Genomic DNA, 17656 nt, shown 5'->3' on the forward strand with positions numbered 1-17656 from the left:
ACTAAAATGTTGTTACTAAATATTGCAATATAGGCGTTCAGCATGGCGGAACAGGCGTGGCCACTGACGGCAGGTGCTTTTGCGCAGCGAATGCTGCGTTGTGCCACGGTAACGCTGGCGGTCATCGTGTTAAGCATTGTGCTGGCCCCTTGTGCAGCGCGGGCTGCGACTGTTTTGCGGGTGCTTGCATGGCCTGGCTATGCCGACCCCGATATTGTGGCCGTATTCGAAAAACGATATGGCGTGAAGGTCGCGGTGACCACGGTCGCGTCTGACGAGGTACTGCGCGCGCTGCTTGCCCGCGCCGATGGCCCGGGGTTTGACGTGGTGGCGGCCAATACGGCAGAAATCTCCCGCATGGTGCATCAAGGGTTGTTGGCACCCCTGCCGGTGAACGACATTCCCAACACTACACGCCAGCTACCGCGTTTTCGCCGGTTGCAATCGATTGTGGGCATCACCCGCGGCGCGGATGTGTATGCCATCCCTTACACGTATTCCGAAATGGGGCTGATCTACGACCGCCAACAGTTCAGCGCGCCGCCTCAATCGATTGCCGTGCTCTGGGACCCGCGTTGGCAAGGCAGGGTGTTGGCGTTTGACAGCAGCAGCCACGCGTTTTCTCTGGCCGCCCAGCGCCGTGGTTTGCCGCCGTTTCACGTGGATGGCAGCCAGTTCAGCCTGCTTGCGAAAGACCTGGTGGCGTTGCGCCGCAATGTGCGCGCTTTCTACAGCTTGCCGGAAGAATCGCTGGAGCTGTTTCGTACCCACCATGTGGCGGTGATGCATGCCAACTATGGCCAGCAGCAACTCAAACAATTGCGAGATGCAGGGCTGAATGTGGGCTATGTCGTGCCGCGGGAGGGGGCTTTGGCCTGGCTTGATTGCTGGGCCATGACCCGGCGCTCGACCCAAGCGGCGCTGGCGGTTCAGTGGATCGACTTCATGCTTGATCCTGCCGTGAGCCGCCAGTTGACTAGGCGCCAAGGCTTGGCCAACACGCTGGACGAGCCACTGGCGCTCTCGGGCGATGCACTGGCGGGCCCTATCCTCTGGCTGGAGCCCGTGGAAGACGAAGCCCGGCGGGCCCAGCTGTGGCAGCGCATTATTTCGGGCGACCGCCCGGACAGGTTCTGACGCATGAGCCGGATGAAATGGGGCATTGCACTGCGACTGGGTGTCTTGCTGGCGTCGTTCAGTGTTTTTGCGGCCACGCTCGCGGCCTACTACGCATTTGACTCCAGCAGCGACCGTCTCCAGGCGCGGTCTGAGCGCTCACTGCTGGCCACCACCCAGGTGCTGGCCCGCCACATGCAGTCGGGATTTGGCACGGTGGCGCGGGACACCACGTTTCTCGCCAGCGTGGCGGGCGCCGACAGCGATCTCGGGCGGCTGGCCGAAGTGTTCAGGGCCAACCTGGCCGCTCATCCCAGTTATCTGCAGATCCGCTTCATCGGCGCGCAAAACCACGGGTTGGAGCTGGTGCGCGTCGACCGCGTGGGAAATGCCTTGGTGCGAGCCTCCGAAGAGGCGCTGCAGGAAAAGTCCCATGTTCCTTTTGTCTTTGAGGCGCTCGCTCTGCGCCCGGGAGAGGTCTACATCTCTGACTTCGGCATCAACCACGAGAACGGGGTAGATGAACAGGCCCTTCCGGTGTTCAGCATGGCGTCACCCGTGCTGCGGGGTGGGCAGGTGCACGGTGTCGTGGTGGTGCGCGTGGCGGCGCAAGCGTTTTTGCAGAACTTCAACAGCGCCTTGCCAACACCGTACGGATTTTTTCTGAGCAACCGGTGGGGCGATTTTCTGATGCACCCCGATTCGTCGCAGACCTTCGGATTTGACCGGGGGCAGCGCATTCTTATTCAAGACGCGTTTGCGCCGGTGGCAACGCTGATTGATGGAAGCACATCCGAGGTGGTGCTGGGCCAGCCGGGCACAGACGATGAGGAAGCCCGCGTATTTTCTTTTGTGCGCATGCCTTACGGACGTCCAACGGAGGGGCGCTTCATGGTGGTGGGCCTTTCACAGCCTTTGGCTGCGGTGCAGGGTGAGGTGGGCGACCTTGGGCGCAGTATTCTCAAAATCCTGTTGCTGTTGGGTGCCGTTGGGGTGGTGCTGGCCACCTGGGTGTCGCGTGTTGTCACCCAGCCGATTCAGGCCATGGTGGTTGCCGCCAAAGCCTTTTCGCAGGGGCAGCCCCATGGCGAACTGCCCGTGCACCGCACCGATGAAATGGGCGAGCTGGCCCGCAGTTTTCATGACATGGAGCAGCAGATCAGCCGCCAGATCAGGCAGCTCAATGCCAGCCATGACGCCATGGCCCACCTGGCCCACCACGACACACTGACCGGTCTGTCCAACCGTCGCATGTTTGAACAGATCCTCGAACGAGAACTGGAGCGCGTGCGGCGCAGCGGATGCGGCTGTGCACTGCTGTTTGTGGATCTGGATGACTTCAAGGCCATTAACGATGCGCAGGGCCATGCCATGGGCGACCTCGTGCTGCGGGCCGTGGCGCAGACCATTGTGGCGGCGGTGCGGCAGATCGACACCGTGGCGCGACTGGCGGGAGACGAGTTCACCGTGTTGTGTGAAAACGTGGATTCCGATGCCGGGGCGCTGCTTGTGGTCGCCAAGTTGGAGCGGGCCTTTGCGCAACCCCTGGTGGTCGACGGTCAGTCGTTCTCCGTGCGCGCCAGCATTGGCGTGAGCCTGTTCCCGCGCGACGCCGCCGATGCGCACGCATTGCTAGCCAGCGCTGACGCGGCCATGTACCGTGTCAAACAGAGCCACCGACGAAGGGTTTGAGTCAGCCTGGGGCGGTAGGCTGTGTCCGATCCACCTTCATGAGACGAGCCATGCCTTCTATTTTTGACCAGCACCTGTCCCGTAACGAAGCCAACTTTGCCGCCCTGTCGCCCCTGTCGTTCATCGAGCGCACCGCCGAGGTCTACCCCGACCGCCTGGCCATCGTGCACGGCGCGCTGCGCCAGACCTGGGCGCAGACCTACGCGCGCTGCCGCCAGCTGGCCAGCGCACTGACCAAGGCTGGCATCGGCAAAAACGACACCGTGGCTGTGATGCTGCCCAACACGCCTCCGATGGTGGAGGCGCACTTTGGCGTGCCCATGGCGGGCGCGGTGCTCAACACCCTCAACACCCGGCTGGACCCTGAAGCCATTGCCTTCATGCTCGACCACGGTGAGGCCAAGGCCGTGATCGTGGACCCGGAATTCAGCGGCACCATGGCCAAGGCGCTGGCCCTGCGCACCGCCACCACCCCCCTGCGCGTGATTGAGGTGCAGGACGCGCTTTACGGTCCCGCCGTGCAAAGCCTGGGCGGCACCGACTACGAGGCCTTTGTGGCCAGTGGCGACGCGGCCTTTGCCTGGAGCCTGCCCGCCGACGAGTGGGATGCGATTGCGCTCAACTACACCAGCGGCACCACCGGCAACCCCAAGGGCGTGGTCTACCACCACCGGGGCGCGGCCACCAACGCCATCAGCAACGTGCTGGAGTGGGACATGCCCAAGCACGCGGTCTACCTGTGGACCTTGCCCATGTTCCACTGCAACGGCTGGTGCTTTCCGTGGACCATCGCGGCGCGCGCCGGCGTCAACGTGTGCCTGCGCCGCGTGGACGCGCAGGCCATCTTCGACGCCATTCGCCACCACGGCGTCACACACTACTGCGGCGCGCCCATCGTGCACGGCCTGCTGGTCAACGCGCCCGATGCGATGAAGGCGGGTGTGCCCGCAGGCGTCAAGGCCATGGTGGCGGGCGCGGCGCCACCGGCCTCGATGATCGAAGGCATGGAAAAGATGGGCTTCGATCTGACCCATGTGTACGGCCTGACTGAGGTGTACGGCCCCGCCACCGTGTGCGCCAAGCGCGAGGCCTGGGATGCCCTGGACATTGGCGAGCGCGCCCGCCTCAACGCCCGCCAGGGCGTGCGCTACCACCTGCAGCGCGATGTGCGCGTGCTGGACCCCGAGACGATGCTGCCCGTGCCGCAGGACGGCGAAACCATGGGCGAGATCATGTTCAAGGGCAACATCGCCATGAAGGGCTACCTGAAGAACCCCAAGGCCACCGACGAGGCCTTTGCGGGCGGCTGGTTCCACAGCGGCGACCTGGCCGTGCAGTACCCTGACGGCTACATCAAGATCAAGGACCGCAGCAAGGACATCATCATCTCGGGCGGCGAGAACATCTCGTCCATCGAGGTCGAAGACGTGCTCTATCGCCACCCCGACGTGCTGGCCGCCGCCGTGGTGGCCAAACCCGATGCGAAATGGGGTGAAACGCCTTGCGCCTTTGTCGAGCTCAAAGCCGGTGCCACCGCGACACCTGAAGACATCGTGGCCCACTGCAAGAAGCATCTGGCGGGCTTCAAGGTGCCGCGCGCCGTGGTGTTTGGCGAACTGCCCAAGACCAGCACGGGCAAGATCCAGAAGTTCGAGCTGCGCAAGCAGGCGGGTTCTGCAGCTGCGATCAACGTCTGATGCTGGCTCCGGCGATTTCATCGGCTACCACCAGCATAGGACCCGTGAATGCATTGCTTCCAACGGGCCTGGGTCGCTGCGCTGGCGGCCGCTTGGGGGTGGGGCGTGGCCGTTGGTGGTGATTCGTGTTTTAGGTATTTTTGGCCTATAGCGCTTATGTATTAAGCGATAGTAGCTATATAAAACATAGCAAATGCGGCATGCCGTTGCGCTCATGGTGGCCATGCGTCCATGCGGCCCGGGGCCCCGTTCTACAGGTCCCGCCGGGGGCCGGGTGCGCCATCCTCGACCACAAAACGCGCCAGCGTATGGGCGCCGCTGTCCGCTCGCAGCGGGTCGTCAACGGCGCGCAGTGTGGTGGTCCAGCGCTGCGGGGTGATGTCGGCGAGGCCGTAGCCGCGCTCATCGCAGCGCGCCAGCAGCACATGGGGGTTGTGCCGAACGATGGCATCCACCTTGTCTTGTGAAGTGCCTGAGCGCGATGAAATGGATGTGCCGCAGAACTCGCTGGCGATCACGGGGGCGCTGGCGCGCTCCGGGTCTGCGAGCACCTTGCACACATAGTTCTGGTGGATGTCCCCGCCCAACAGCACGGTGTTGCGCTGCGGGTGACGCTGTAGCGATTGCAACAGCCGGCCCCGTGCGGCGGGGTAGCCGTCCCAGGTGTCGGTGCTGCGTTTGCCCGAGGGGTAATGGCGCGGCGAAAACAGGGTTTGTTGTGCGATCACGCTCCAGTGGGGGGCGGCCCCGCCCAAAGAAGCGGCGCCTTCGGCCAGGCGCTGGTTGAGCCAGTGCTCCTGGGCGGCGCCCAGCAGGGTGCGTGTGGGGTCGGCCAGGGCGGGGCAGTCGTCAGGCTGCACACCGCTGGCGCCGCTGCTGCCCGGTTTGCGGCAAGCCTGCCATTGGCGAAACTGGCGCGCATCCAGCAAATGCAGTTGCGCCAGGCGGCCCCAGGCCAGGCTGCGGTAGACCTGCAGCGCACCGATGCCCCGCGCCAGGCTGGCGGCGCGCAGGGGCATGTGTTCATAAAACGCCTGCCATCCGGCCAGGCGCATGGCCGTGAACGCTGCGGCGTCGCCATCGCGCCCTAATTCGCCTGCGTAGTCGTTTTGTACCTCATGGTCGTCCCACGTGGTGCTCCAGGGGCAGGCGGCATGGGCGGCCTGCAGCAGCGGGTCGCTTTTGTGCAGCGCATAGCGGTCGCGGTAGTCGGCCAGTGCCTGCGCAGCACGCAGGGTGTGCACGCGGGCGAGGCCCGTTGTCTCTTTGGGGCTAGCGTATTCGTAGATATAGTCGCCCAGAAACAGCACCAGGTCTGGCGCGTCGGCCACGACGTGGCTCCAGGCGGCATAGTGACCATGCTCCCACCGCTGGCACGATGCAAAAGCCACGCGCAGCCGTGCGGGCAGATCCCCCAAGGCCGGCGCCGTGCGGGTGCGGCCAGCGGCACTGGTGGCCCCCCCTGTCTGAAAGCGGTAGTGGTACCAGCGGTCGGGCTTGAGGCCCTGAAGTTCCACATGGATGCTGTGACCCCATTCGGGCAGCGCCTGCACCTGGCCGCGCTGCACGATCTGGCGAAAGCCGGCATCGTCGGCCAGCTCCCAATGCACCGTCAGTGCAGACTGCGCGGCTGCGGGCCCGGTGGGCAAAAGGCGGGTCCAGAGCACCACCCCGTCAGGGGTGGGATCGCCGCTGGCGATGCCGAGGGCGAAGGGGTTGGTGGCAAGGGCCGGCGGGTTGCTCCAGGCCCAGCGGGGCAGGCTGGTAGCGGTGGCTGCCCAAGCCGCTTTCTCAAGGAACGCGCGGCGTGCGAGCGGATGCATGGTTCAGGCGGCCACCACGCGGTTTTTGCCGGAGCGCTTGGCCAGATACATGGCTTGGTCGGCGCGGCCAATCGCGTCGGCACTGCTCTCTGAGCCGTTGAGCTGGGCCACACCGGCGCTGAAGGTGATGAGCACCTTTTCGGCCCCCTGCAAAAAGAAACGCGTGGTCAGCTCACGCTGCAGCCGGGTCATGGCTGCCACGCCGCTTTCTGCGGCCGTGTCTGGCAAAACAATCACGAATTCTTCGCCGCCGTAGCGTGCGAGCAGGTCCTGTGGCCGCATGACTTCGCGCGTGACCTGCGTCAGGTGAACCAGGGCGGCATCGCCGCCAGCGTGGCCGAGGCGGTCGTTGAGTGACTTGAAGTTGTCCACGTCGAGCAATGCGACGCACAGTGGCGAACCCAGTCGCCGCGCCCGGGCGATCTCGCGTTCCATCGCTTCGTCAAGGCCCTTGCGGTTGAGTGACCCCGTCAGCAAGTCATGGCGCGCCTGGGCGCTGGCGCGGTCGAGTTCCTCTTGCAAATGGATGACCTCGGCCCGTTTGGCTTCGGTGCGTTCGCGCAGATCCTGCAGCTCATCGTGTGTCATGCGGCTGTCCAGGGCCATGGCGCGTGTTGCGCTCATCACCTCTTGCAGCACAGGAGCGATGTCTTGCAGTGTGTTTGCCTTGCCTATCAGGTCGGCACATCGTTCCATCGTGCCTTGGTAGGTGGTGCTGGACGCCGTGATTTTTGCCAAACGCTCGATGAAAGTTGCCAGCATGTCCTTCATCTGCTCTTGGGCTTCAAGCGCACGGGCCTTCGCTTCCGTCTGTTTGAAGATCACATCCTTGAGCCGCCGCTGCACGTCATCCAGACGTCGGAGCGTCAGTGGCGGTGTGGCGGCCGTCATCAAGGCTTCGGCCTGGCCTTGCAGCCAGCGATCGTCCACGCTCAAGACGGCGATGTTCTCGAACACCATGTGCAGCAGTTCCAATAGCAGCGCGCGTATGGCGGACTGGTCTTCACTGGCAAACGACAGGCGGTATGTGAAATTGCCCAGCAGGGTCTGGGTGTCCGCGACCGACGGGGCTGGTTCGCGCAGAAAGGTCACGAGCTGCTGGCCCAGGCCAATCACCCTGGCGTCATCATCGCCCAGTGCGGGCAAGGTGTTGTCTATCAGCCGGGCGATTGTTTCAGCCAGGTCTGGCGGCAGTTCGCTCAGCGCTGACGTTGCGGTGACTATTTCAACGGGGGAGGAGGCGGCGGCCGGATTGAGTCCCAGGTTCGCGTAACCCACCATCACACTTTGCAGCGACGTCCAGTCCTTGGTGATGATGGCCCGCTCAAACTGGGTCAGCAGCCGCTTTTGGGCTGGCGTCTGGCCAGGCAAGACCCGCAGGATGCTGCTCAGCGGCCCTTCCGGGAAGGGCTGCGGGCTTCGAACGCCCGCGATTTCCTCGTAAAGCGCGAGGTAGTTGTCGGGCGTGGGGGACAGTCGGCGCGCTGCCAGTTGTTTGAATGTCTCGCGCGCAATCTCGGAAGGGGGTCGGTCGGCCATTTAGGGCACCAGTGCATGGGGCTGAGAGGGCAGAGTGTGACACAGCAACGGCGCACATACAGGCGTCACGGGCCACCCTCCCGTTGGGGCCGACCGGGTCAGTTCACCATCACGAGTTTGCCCATGACCCCGCGTGAGCCCATGTGGGCATACGCTGCGGGCAACTCGGCCATGGGCATGGTGTGGTCGATCACCGGTTTGATTTTGCCTTGCGCATACCACTGTGCTAGCTCGCCCATCATGGCCGCGTTGGCCTTGGGTTCACGTTTGGCAAAATCCCCCCAGAACACGCCCACAATCGACGCGCCCTTGAGCAGCGCCAGATTGAACGGCAGGGCAGGGATGGGGCCCGCAGCAAAACCCACCACCAGGTAACGACCGCGCCATGCGATGGAGCGAAAGGCCGGTTCCGCGAAGTCGCCGCCTACGGGGTCGTAGATGACGTCCGGTCCTTTGCCATCGGTCAGGGCCTTGATGGCGTCGCGCAAGTTCTCCTTGCTGTAGTTGATGGTGGCGTCTGCACCAATGGTGGTGCACAGCGCGCATTTCTCGTCACTGGAGGCTGCCGCGATCACCCGCGCGCCCATCGCCTTGGCGATCTGAATGGCGGCCGTGCCCACGCCGCCTGCGGCACCCAGCACGAGCACCGTCTCGCCGGCCTTGAGTTGTCCGCGATCGACCAGCGCGTGGTGCGAGGTGGCGTAAATCATAATGAAGGCGGCCGCATCCACATGCGAAAAACCGTCAGGCAATGGCATGCACAACGCGGCTGGTGCAATGGTGTGGGTGCCAAAGCCCCCGGTGCCCGAAAGACAGGCCACGTTCTGCCCGACCTTGAGGTGCGTGACGCCTTCCCCCACTGCGGCCACGACCCCTGCATATTCAGAGCCCGGCACAAAGGGCAGTGGCGGCTTCATCTGGTATTTGTTCTGCACGATCAGCAGATCGGGGAAGTTGAGGCTAGCCGCCTTGATCTCGATGAGGACCTCGCCCGCTTTGGGCGTGGGCGTGGGCAGTTCGGTCCAGGCCAGTGCGTCAACGCCGGTGGGGGTGGTACAGAGCCAAGCGTGCATGGGGTGTCTCCAGGTTGTTCTGTCAAAGATGGGCTGCATGATAGGTGTGCCTTCGAGAGCCGGGATGTCCCACGAGCGACGGGTGATCGGCTGTGCCGGACAGAAAAAGCCCGTGTGTGTTTGATGACCGATAAGGCGGTGGCGCCATGCCCCACCTACAATCGGTTGCAACCCATACGGCAACCCATGAAGATTCTGATTTCCAACGACGACGGCTACCAAGCTCCCGGCATCGTGGCTTTGTATGATGCGCTCCAATCCCTCGACGGGGTCGAGGTGGAAGTGGTTGCCCCCGAGCACAACAACAGTGCCAAATCGAATGCGCTGACATTGCATTCCCCGCTGTCCGTTCACAAGGCCTTCAACGGTTTTCGCTATGTCAACGGAACACCGGCAGACTGTGTGCACATTGCACTTACCGGTTTGTTGGGTTATCGACCTGACCTGGTGGTGTCGGGCATCAACAACGGTGCCAATATGGGAGACGACACCATTTATTCGGGCACGGTGGGTGCGGCCATGGAGGGCTATCTTTTTGGCGTTCCCGCCATCGCCTTTTCTCAAGTGGACAAGGGCTGGGGGGAACTGGAAGCCGCAGCCGCAAAGGCGCGCGAGATCGTGGCGCAGATGCGTGCGCAAAACCTGGTGGGTGAGCCGCCGTGGCTGCTCAATGTGAATATCCCCAACATGCCGCTGGATGCCTTGCGGCCCATCAAGTGGTGCCGCCTGGGGCGGCGCCATGCTGCGGAGCGCGTCATCGTGCAGGAAAGCCCCCGGGGTGAAGCGATGTACTGGATTGGGAGCGCTGGAGCGGCCAAAGACGAGGCCGAAGGGACGGATTTTTACGCCACGGCGCAGGGCCATGTATCGATCACTCCGCTCAAGGTGGATTTGACCGACCACGACAATCTGGGCCATTGGGCCCAAGCGGCGTCTCGATGGGCTGCAGGGGCGGTGATCGCTCCTGGCGTGTGATGCAGCGCCGCCCCGGATTCCCGGCCAGGATGCCGGGGGCTGGCAGTGCCCCCGCAAAACCGGCGCCTCAGCCGTCGGCTGCACGCCAGTATGCTGCGGTGCCTACCGGTGTGGGGCTTGATTCATCGGCGGTCCGGGCCCGCATGGTGCAAAAGCTGGTGGCGTCTGGCATTGATTCCGCCATGGTCTTGCACGCAATGGGGTCCGTGGAGCGCCATCGATTTGTGGACAGCGCCCTGGCCAATCAGGCTTATGAAGACACCAGTCTTCCCATCGGTCTGGGGCAGACCATCTCCAAGCCCAACGTTGTGGCACGTATGTGCGAATTGTTACTGGGCGCGGAAATTGCCCGCACTGGCGGATTGGGTCGTGTTCTCGAAATTGGAACAGGTTGCGGTTATCAGGCCGCCGTTCTGAGCCTGCTGGCCCGGGAGGTCTACACCCTTGAGCGATTACGCGGCCTGCACGACAAGGCGCGTGACAACCTGCGGCCTTTCAGGCTTGCCAATGTCCATCTTCTGTTTGGAGACGGGATGCTGGGATACGCCAAAGGCGCGCCCTATGCAGCGATCATTGCCGCCGCAGGAGGCGATGCCGTACCCCAGGCTTGGTGCGATCAATTGGCTGTTGGTGGCAGGCTGGTGGCGCCCATGGCATTGTCCGGTGGGCAGCAGATGTTGCTTGTGATAGACAAAACTCCGCACGGATTGAAACAAAACGTGCTCGAGCCGGTTCATTTTGTCCCTCTAAAATCAGGGATTGCCTGAAGGGAATTGCTTATGTTCGTATCGCGTGGTCTTGTGGTGGGATTTACCGTGGCAGTGGCGGGGCTGATGCTCTCCGGTTGCGGAACCCGCATGAGCAAGGCTCCTGTGGAAGACCGTGGCACCTCTGCATCGGCGTCAGCGCCTGCAGCCCAGCCCGGGGGGGTAGTAGGCGCGGCTATCAAGCCTTTGCCTGGCGCAGAGAATGCTGGCAAGCCCGGTTACTACACGGTCAAGCCCGGAGATACCCTGATTCGCATCGGGCTCGAGTCTGGCCAAAGCTGGAAAGACATTGCCCGCTGGAACAATCTCGAAAATGCCAACCTCATCGAGGTCGGGCAAGTACTGCGTGTTGCACAGCCTTTGGCTCCTTCCCAGGCTGTGGCTTCGGACACTGGTGTGGTGACCCGACCCGTCACTTCTTCTGCGCTGGCGCCTATCGCACCAGCCAGCACTCCAAAGCCTGCGGCCCCGGCTGCATCAAGCACGGTAGTTGCCGTGGCTCCGGCAACACCCGCGCCAGCCCCAGCCCCCGCTGGCGAAGACGATATGGCGTTTATCTGGCCTGCATCGGGTTCGTTGATCGCAGGGTTTGATGAAGCTCGGAATAAGGGCTACGACATTGCTGGCAAGGCGGGTGAGCCGGTGCTTGCAGCCGCTGAGGGGCGGGTGGTTTATGCCGGTGCTGGTCTGCGCGGTTATGGCAATCTGGTCATCCTCAAGCACAACAACACATTCTTGACGGCTTACGCGCACAACCAGACCCTGCTGGTCAAGGAAGATCAGGCTGTGCGCAAGGGGCAAAAGATCGCGGAGATGGGTAATACCGATGCCGATCGCGTCAAGCTGCATTTCGAGATTCGCCGGCAGGGTAAGCCCGTTGATCCTTCGCGCTATTTGCCGGTGCGTTGAACACGATGTTGGCAATCCCGACGGAGGTCGAGTCCGGTAGCGCCGGCCTGCCCTCCGGTGCGGGTGATGATCTGCTTGCTGATGAGTCGGAGGCGCTGGTTGACTCGGGCAGTGAACTGCGCCCCATGCAGGTGGGGGCGGATCAACACTCCGCCAGGCTGGACAAAGCGCTGGTGGAGCTGGTTCCCGAGTTTTCTCGCAGCTATTTGCAGCAGTTGCTGGCGCAGGGGCTGGTCAGCCTCAATGACAAGCCGGTTCTCAAAGCCGCTACACGCGTCAAGGCGGGAGACCGCTTGGTGCTGGAAATGCGGCCCACGCTGCAGAGTCAGGCGTTCCGCCCTGAGCCGATGGACATCGACGTGGTGTATGAGGACGCGTATCTGCTGATTGTGAACAAGCCTGCAGGTTTGGTGGTGCATCCGGCTCCTGGCAACTGGAGTGGGACGCTGCTCAATGGTTTGCTCGCTCGTGATGAAAAGGCGTTGCAGGTTCCACGCGCTGGCATTGTTCATCGGCTGGACAAGGACACCAGTGGCTTGATGGTTGTCGCAAGGGATCGCGCCACGATGGATGCTTTGGTTGCGTTGATCGCAGAGCGCAAGGTCAAACGCCAGTACCTTGCCCTGGCCCACGGTGCCTGGACTGGCCCCAAGAGTCGCTCTGTTGGTGCCCCCATCGGTCGAGATCCACGCAACCGGCTTCGAATGGCGGTGGTGGACTTGGCCCTTTATGCCGGCAAGGCAGCACGGACCGATGTTTTGTGCATGGATAGCACTGCACTGGGCTGCTGGGTGCAATGCACCTTGCACACGGGGCGGACCCATCAGATACGGGTGCACATGGCATCGCTCAAGCATCCGCTCGTCGGGGACGCTTTGTACGGTGGTGCCCCGGTGGGGGTGATGAATCGCCAAGCCTTGCATGCTTATCGGTTGGCGTTCGTGCATCCCATGAGCGGCGAAGCGCTGGAGTTTCATTCGCCAGCACCTGATGACATGCAGCAAACACTGTCGTCCTGGGGGCTGGGATACAATGAGCCCTGACGGCCTTATCGGCCCCAGCCCGAAGACGGAATCCCGCCGGGCTCTTGCTTTGCTCTAGCTTTCTTGCGCAGAGCTATTTATTGCCCCCTGCTGTTGATGTGACACCCGTTGCAACGCGTGGCACTTTTCCAGGAATCGCTTAACCATGAACACGGTGGATGCCAAAAGGGTCCTCGAGACTGCGTTGATCTGTGCGCCGCAGCCTGTGCCGTTGCGGGAGTTGCGGGTGCTGTTCAGCGACGCGCTGGGCTCTGACACTCTTAAAAATCTCTTGCTGGAGTTGCAATTCGACTGGGCGCAACGGGGTGTGGAGTTGGTTCAGGTGGCGACGGGTTGGCGTTTTCAGAGCCGTCCAGAAATGCGGGAATATCTCGACAGGCTGCATCCAGAGAAGCCGCCGCGTTACACGCGAGCAACGATGGAGACTTTGGCCATCATTGCCTATCGCCAGCCAGTGACACGTGGTGATATTGAAGACATTCGGGGGGTGACGGTCAATAGCCTGATCATCAAGCAATTGGAAGATCGGGGCTGGGTGGAAGTTATCGGACACAGGGAGGCCGTAGGGCGTCCTGCGCTGTTTGCGACGACCCGCCAGTTTTTGGACGATATGGGACTGCAGTCGCTGGATCAATTACCGGTGCTTGACGATCCCTCGGGCAATGCGAATGTGCTAGAGGCCATGGCCGCCGTCGCACAGGGTGTGATTGAGTCGGGGTTTGACGCCGCTGAGCCTGTGGCTGAGCCACCGCAAGCCGCTGGTTCCATTTCGGACCCTGCTCGTTTGCAGTCTATGAATGATTTTTTTCAGAACACGGAGATCAATCTCCGTGACGATCATGGTGATACCCCGGGTGGTATCCAGGGAAACACTTGATGAATGATTCGACCCTCGAAAATCCGGACGCAGTGCCGGATGCAGATGTAGCTGACACGCCTGCGATTGCCAAAAAACCGGCAGCCAAGCGCGCTCCGCGTAAGAAGCCGGCACCTGCTACCGACGTGATGGTTGTGGCGGCTGTTGCGACGGCATCGGATGTGGATGCTCCAGCGCTGAAGCCCGAAGTTCCCTCCGCCACAGACCTGGTGATGAAGGCTGCACCTGCGGTCGCACAAGTGGATGATTCCGATGCCGGAATCCAGGCCTCGCAAGGCGAGCGACGGGTTCGGGGCGATTCTCGGGCGCGACAGGCGCGCCCCGACGTTGCGGGTCGCGACAAGGGCAGGGTGCCGTTGGTGGTGGACGGTTATCAATTTGAAGACGTGGTATCTGGCCGTTTCGATGAAGAGGACGCATCGGCAGAGGCGGTGTCCTCCAAGCGGGTGTTGTTGCCCCAGGTGGAGACTCCAAAATTGCACAAAGTACTTGCCCAGGCCGGACTGGGCTCGCGACTGGAGATGGAGCAGCTCATTCTTGAAGGGCGTATTTCCGTGAACAATGAGCCGGCCCATATTGGTCAGCGCATTCAGTTTGGAGATCAGGTCAAGGTCAATGGAAAGCCTATCCGTTACCGTATTGATCCCCCGCCCGCGCGTGTCATCGCCTACCACAAGCCCGTGGGTGAAGTCGTAACGCATGACGATCCACAAAACAGGCCCACTGTTTTTCGTAAGCTGCCCCGGCTGATCCAGGGCAAGTGGCAGTCTGTGGGGCGGCTGGACCTGAATACCGAGGGGCTGCTGTTGTTCACCAGCTCTGGTGAGTTGGCTAACAAGCTGATGCATCCCCGCTTCGGCCTTGAGCGCGAATATGCAGTCCGTGTATTGGGTGCGCTTAGCAACGAAGAAAAGCAGAAATTATTGGATGGTGTGCGGCTTGACGATGGAATGGCCTCGTTCGGGTCGATCGAAGATGGTGGTGGCGAGGGATCCAACTGCTGGTATCGGGTCACGATTTCCGAAGGCCGTAACCGCGAAGTGCGTCGCATGCTCGAATCGGTGGGGCATGCAGTCAGTCGGTTGATTCGCATCCGCTACGGCGCCATGGTGCTTCCGAGGGGGCTTAAGCGTGGGGCTTGGATGGAGCTCGATGAGGGCGATATTCGAGCACTCGTTCAGGCTGCAGGCGCAGGGCGGTCCGAGTCCGTTGACGGTGCGGCGGATGGCCGCCCCGAAGCTGCAAGCCGTGGTGGCAATCAGCGTAACAGGGGGCGCAGTGGCCCGAGGGTGGGTGATGGACCGCGCCGCGACATGTCACAGGGCGGGGCGCCTGGTGGTGGTCCCCGCAACCCACAGCCACGACGAGATGGCTCCAGGGCCGGGCAGGGTGCACGTGGCAATAATTCCGAAGGTGGCGATCGCCAGCGGGGCGCAGCCCAGCCTGATCCGATGAAAACGTCGGTGGGCTATATCGGCATGGATAGTTTGTCGCGGCAACGCCAGGATAAGCGTCGGCCAGGCGGCGGTGGCCCTCGGCGCAGTGGTGGGCGCTAAGCTTGCGAAGGGCCTTCCCCGGTTAGAATCGAGGGCTTTGTCCGGTGGGCAAACGAATCACAGCAACATTATTCATTCAGGAAAATCAACATGGCTATCGAACGCACTCTCTCCATCATCAAGCCTGACGCAGTGGCCAAGAATGTCATCGGTCAGATCTACGCACGCTTTGAAGCGGCGGGGCTTAAGGTTGTGGCTGCGCGCATGGCGCATCTGTCACGCCTGGAAGCCGAGCAGTTCTACGCTGTGCACAAGGCGCGCCCTTTCTTTAAGGATCTTGTGGATTTCATGATCTCCGGTCCCGTGATGATCCAGGCCCTGGAAGGTGAAAACGCAATTTTGAAGAACCGTGAGCTGATGGGTGCCACGGACCCCAAGAAGGCAGATGCAGGCACTATCCGCGCCGACTTCGCTGACAGCATCGATGCCAACGCAGTGCACGGCTCCGACGCCGCTGAAACTGCCCAGGCAGAAATTGCCTTCTTCTTCCCTGGCCTGAACATCTACTCGCGCTGATATGGCGGTCCCCATGCCCGTTCCCGCAATCGTGGGATGCCTGCGTCATGGGGGTGAGTGCGCTTCGCTCGTCGAAAGGTCGGATTCATGAGCACCAATCTGCTTGAGTTCGACTTGGATGGGCTGGCAGCTTTCTGCGAGCAGTTGGGTGAAAAGCGGTTTCGCGCGACCCAACTGTTTCGCTGGATTCATCAACGCGGCGCCAGCGACTTTGATGCAATGAGCGATCTGGCCAAGGCACTGCGTGACAAGCTCAAAGGTTGCGCCAAAGTCGAGGCCCTGACGGTCATCTCCGAGCATGTGTCTTCAGACGGCACGGTGAAGTGGTTGTTTGACGTAGGCGGTGGCAATGCTGTTGAAGCGGTGTTCATCCCGGAAGATGATCGCGGCACACTTTGTGTTTCGTCCCAAGCTGGATGTGCGGTGGGTTGCCGCTTTTGTTCCACGGGGCACCAAGGCTTCAGCCGCAATTTGACCACTGGCGAGATCATTGCCCAGTTGTGGTTTGCTGAACACACCCTACGCCAGCGTCTCAAGACAGAAGATCGCGTGATCTCGAACGTGGTCATGATGGGAATGGGGGAGCCCCTCCAAAACTATGCCGCTCTGATTCCAGCGTTGCATGTGATGCTGGATGACCATGGCTATGGTTTGTCACGTCGGCGCGTGACCGTTTCGACATCGGGTGTAGTCCCTATGATCGACCGTCTTGCGCAAGACTGCCCTGTGGCTTTGGCTGTTTCTTTGCATGCACCAAATGATCCGCTGCGTGACAATCTGGTGCCGCTTAACCGCAAGTATCCAATAGACGAGTTGTTGGAGGCTTGTAAGCGTTATCTGGCTCATGCGCCCAGGGACTTCATCACGTTTGAATACTGCATGCTCGATGGGGTCAATGACCAACTGGAGCACGCACAGCAACTGATCGAGTTGGTTAGGCGTTCGGGCATTCGCTGCAAATTCAATTTGATTCCCTTCAACCCGTTTCCCGCATCAGGACTGTTGCGATCAACGCAGAAACAAGTCTTGGCTTTTGCCAAGATTTTGAGTGATGCGGGCATTGTCACAACAGTGCGTAAGACCCGCGGGGATGATATTGATGCGGCATGCGGGCAGCTGGCGGGTGATGTCAAAGACCGTACCCGGGCTGCGGAGCGGATGGCAAAGCAGCGCACAATCGTGCTCAAACCGGTGAATTGATCAGGTAATTGGCGCACTTCAAGGAGGCTCTACATGGTGGGATTGGTTGAACGCTGGCGGCATTTGGGCCGCTGGACATTCATGGCATGTAGTGCAGTGGTCTGCATCTCCGCGCTCCACGGTTGTGCTACTAACAGTTCCACTGCTGTAAGCGATGCAGATGCTGGATTGGTCACTCCATCCGATGAGCCGGAGACCCGGCGGCGTGCCCGTATCCGGCTGGAGCTTGCTGCGAACTATTTTGATATGGGGCAGACGGCGGTTGCTCTGGATGAGGTCAAACAGGCCATTGTTGCAGACCCGTCCTATGCCGATGCCTTCAATCTCCGTGGGCTTATCTACATGCGGCTCGGTGATTTCCCACAAGCGGAAGATAGCTTTCGCCGCGCACTAGCGTTGCGTGGAGGGGATCCCAACCTGCTGCATAACTATGGCTGGTTACTTTGTCAGCAGAAAAAATACGCAGAGGCTGATCAGTTTTTTGATCGGGCTATTGCGAGTCCCACCTATACAGCCCGTAGCAAAACATTGATGGCGCGTGGCTTGTGTCAATCGAGTGCTGGTCAATATGCCGAAGCTGAGCAGTCATTTTTGAAGGCGTACGAACTTGATGCCTCCAATCCGTTTGTTGGCTATCACCTCTCGGCACTTTTAATGCGTCGCAATGAAATGACGCGGGCACAATTTTATATTCGACGCCTGAACAATAGCGAATTTGCGAATGCAGAGTCGTTGTGGTTGGGTGTCAAGGTGGAGCGTGCTTTGGGGGATTCTGTGGCAATGAGGCAGCTGGCAGGCCAGTTGCGCAAGCGCTTTCCGGATTCGCGAGAACTCGGCGCATATGAACGCGGGGCTTTTAATGAGTGAGGTTGT

Annotated in this window: 15 protein-coding genes; 12 read left to right on the top strand and 3 right to left on the bottom strand. The window is 61.4% G+C overall.

From position 1 onward, the window contains the following. Nucleotides 1-42: 42 nt before the first annotated feature. From KI609_RS08390 to KI609_RS08400, 3 genes are read left to right on the top strand one after another with little or no spacing between them, the layout of a single operon-like run. On the top strand, nucleotides 43-1137 hold the full coding sequence (locus tag KI609_RS08390) for an ABC transporter substrate-binding protein (RefSeq protein ID WP_226449003.1): 1095 nt from the start codon (nucleotides 43-45) through the stop codon (nucleotides 1135-1137). Between the two features lie 3 nt (nucleotides 1138-1140). Beyond that, a complete protein-coding gene (locus tag KI609_RS08395) occupies nucleotides 1141-2808 on the top strand; it encodes a diguanylate cyclase domain-containing protein (protein ID WP_226449015.1) in 1668 nt (555 codons plus the stop codon). A gap of 50 nt (nucleotides 2809-2858) precedes the next feature. Beyond that, nucleotides 2859-4505, top strand: coding sequence for an acyl-CoA synthetase (locus tag KI609_RS08400; protein WP_226449017.1), 1647 nt, complete (start codon nucleotides 2859-2861; stop codon nucleotides 4503-4505). 251 nt (nucleotides 4506-4756) lie between these two features. On the opposite strand, the gene KI609_RS08405 is transcribed toward KI609_RS08400, so the two are convergent. The 3 genes from KI609_RS08405 to KI609_RS08415 form a co-directional block, all read right to left on the bottom strand. Next, nucleotides 4757-6328, bottom strand: coding sequence for an alkaline phosphatase D family protein (locus tag KI609_RS08405; protein WP_226449019.1), 1572 nt, complete (start codon nucleotides 6326-6328; stop codon nucleotides 4757-4759). Between the two features lie 3 nt (nucleotides 6329-6331). Next, a complete protein-coding gene (locus tag KI609_RS08410; RefSeq protein WP_226449021.1) occupies nucleotides 6332-7867 on the bottom strand; it encodes a sensor domain-containing diguanylate cyclase in 1536 nt (511 codons plus the stop codon). Between the two features lie 98 nt (nucleotides 7868-7965). Continuing rightward, on the bottom strand, nucleotides 7966-8940 hold the full coding sequence (locus KI609_RS08415) for an NADPH:quinone oxidoreductase family protein (RefSeq protein ID WP_226449023.1): 975 nt from the start codon (nucleotides 8938-8940) through the stop codon (nucleotides 7966-7968). 186 nt (nucleotides 8941-9126) lie between these two features. Here KI609_RS08415 and surE point away from each other — a divergent pair, with 186 nt between their 5' ends. From surE to pilW, 9 genes are all read left to right on the top strand, one after another. Further along, nucleotides 9127-9915, top strand: coding sequence for a 5'/3'-nucleotidase SurE (surE, locus tag KI609_RS08420; protein ID WP_226449025.1), 789 nt, complete (start codon nucleotides 9127-9129; stop codon nucleotides 9913-9915). Then, complete coding sequence (locus tag KI609_RS08425; protein WP_226449027.1) at nucleotides 9915-10682, top strand: protein-L-isoaspartate(D-aspartate) O-methyltransferase; 768 nt, start codon at nucleotides 9915-9917, stop codon at nucleotides 10680-10682. Before surE ends, KI609_RS08425 begins: the two co-directional genes overlap by 1 nt. A gap of 12 nt (nucleotides 10683-10694) precedes the next feature. Then, nucleotides 10695-11591 carry a peptidoglycan DD-metalloendopeptidase family protein gene (locus tag KI609_RS08430; RefSeq protein WP_226449029.1) on the top strand — a complete coding sequence of 299 codons (897 nt, stop codon included), beginning with the start codon at nucleotides 10695-10697 and terminating at the stop codon, nucleotides 11589-11591. A gap of 5 nt (nucleotides 11592-11596) precedes the next feature. Beyond that, nucleotides 11597-12634, top strand: a complete 1038-nt coding sequence (locus KI609_RS08435) for an RluA family pseudouridine synthase (RefSeq protein WP_226450258.1) — start codon at nucleotides 11597-11599, stop codon at nucleotides 12632-12634. Nucleotides 12635-12779: 145 nt separating this feature from the next. Beyond that, nucleotides 12780-13511: an SMC-Scp complex subunit ScpB gene (gene scpB / locus KI609_RS08440; protein ID WP_226449032.1), complete on the top strand. Its 732-nt coding sequence runs from the start codon at nucleotides 12780-12782 to the stop codon at nucleotides 13509-13511. Next, nucleotides 13511-15067 carry a pseudouridine synthase gene (locus tag KI609_RS08445; RefSeq protein WP_226449034.1) on the top strand — a complete coding sequence of 519 codons (1557 nt, stop codon included), beginning with the start codon at nucleotides 13511-13513 and terminating at the stop codon, nucleotides 15065-15067. The genes scpB and KI609_RS08445 overlap by 1 nt, the downstream gene beginning before the upstream one ends. A 90-nt stretch (nucleotides 15068-15157) precedes the next feature. Then, the gene (gene ndk / locus KI609_RS08450) at nucleotides 15158-15583 is read left to right on the top strand and encodes a nucleoside-diphosphate kinase (RefSeq protein ID WP_226449036.1); all 426 of its coding nucleotides are present in this window, start codon (nucleotides 15158-15160) and stop codon (nucleotides 15581-15583) included. An 87-nt stretch (nucleotides 15584-15670) separates the two neighbouring features. Continuing rightward, nucleotides 15671-16783, top strand: a complete 1113-nt coding sequence (gene rlmN, locus KI609_RS08455; RefSeq protein WP_226449038.1) for a 23S rRNA (adenine(2503)-C(2))-methyltransferase RlmN — start codon at nucleotides 15671-15673, stop codon at nucleotides 16781-16783. 33 nt (nucleotides 16784-16816) lie between these two features. Further along, nucleotides 16817-17650 carry a type IV pilus biogenesis/stability protein PilW gene (gene pilW / locus KI609_RS08460; RefSeq protein WP_226449041.1) on the top strand — a complete coding sequence of 278 codons (834 nt, stop codon included), beginning with the start codon at nucleotides 16817-16819 and terminating at the stop codon, nucleotides 17648-17650. Nucleotides 17651-17656 lie beyond the last annotated feature (6 nt).

The organism is Acidovorax radicis, from assembly GCF_020510705.1.
GTDB classification, from domain to species: domain Bacteria; phylum Pseudomonadota; class Gammaproteobacteria; order Burkholderiales; family Burkholderiaceae_C; genus Acidovorax; species Acidovorax radicis_A.

What these genes read in the sequence shown, in the direction of transcription:
- KI609_RS08410 (WP_226449021.1), bottom strand. Translation starts at nt 7,867, where the DNA reads ATGGCCGACCGACCCCCTTCCGAGATTGCGCGCGAGACATTCAAACAA.
- KI609_RS08425 (WP_226449027.1), top strand. Translation starts at nt 9,915, where the DNA reads ATGCAGCGCCGCCCCGGATTCCCGGCCAGGATGCCGGGGGCTGGCAGT.
- pilW (WP_226449041.1), top strand. Translation starts at nt 16,817, where the DNA reads ATGGTGGGATTGGTTGAACGCTGGCGGCATTTGGGCCGCTGGACATTC.
- rlmN (WP_226449038.1), top strand. Translation starts at nt 15,671, where the DNA reads ATGAGCACCAATCTGCTTGAGTTCGACTTGGATGGGCTGGCAGCTTTC.
- KI609_RS08395 (WP_226449015.1), top strand. Translation starts at nt 1,141, where the DNA reads ATGAGCCGGATGAAATGGGGCATTGCACTGCGACTGGGTGTCTTGCTG.
- KI609_RS08430 (WP_226449029.1), top strand. Translation starts at nt 10,695, where the DNA reads ATGTTCGTATCGCGTGGTCTTGTGGTGGGATTTACCGTGGCAGTGGCG.
- KI609_RS08445 (WP_226449034.1), top strand. Translation starts at nt 13,511, where the DNA reads ATGAATGATTCGACCCTCGAAAATCCGGACGCAGTGCCGGATGCAGAT.
- surE (WP_226449025.1), top strand. Translation starts at nt 9,127, where the DNA reads ATGAAGATTCTGATTTCCAACGACGACGGCTACCAAGCTCCCGGCATC.
- KI609_RS08435 (WP_226450258.1), top strand. Translation starts at nt 11,597, where the DNA reads ATGTTGGCAATCCCGACGGAGGTCGAGTCCGGTAGCGCCGGCCTGCCC.
- KI609_RS08400 (WP_226449017.1), top strand. Translation starts at nt 2,859, where the DNA reads ATGCCTTCTATTTTTGACCAGCACCTGTCCCGTAACGAAGCCAACTTT.
- KI609_RS08415 (WP_226449023.1), bottom strand. Translation starts at nt 8,940, where the DNA reads ATGCACGCTTGGCTCTGTACCACCCCCACCGGCGTTGACGCACTGGCC.
- KI609_RS08405 (WP_226449019.1), bottom strand. Translation starts at nt 6,328, where the DNA reads ATGCATCCGCTCGCACGCCGCGCGTTCCTTGAGAAAGCGGCTTGGGCA.
- KI609_RS08390 (WP_226449003.1), top strand. Translation starts at nt 43, where the DNA reads ATGGCGGAACAGGCGTGGCCACTGACGGCAGGTGCTTTTGCGCAGCGA.
- scpB (WP_226449032.1), top strand. Translation starts at nt 12,780, where the DNA reads ATGAACACGGTGGATGCCAAAAGGGTCCTCGAGACTGCGTTGATCTGT.
- ndk (WP_226449036.1), top strand. Translation starts at nt 15,158, where the DNA reads ATGGCTATCGAACGCACTCTCTCCATCATCAAGCCTGACGCAGTGGCC.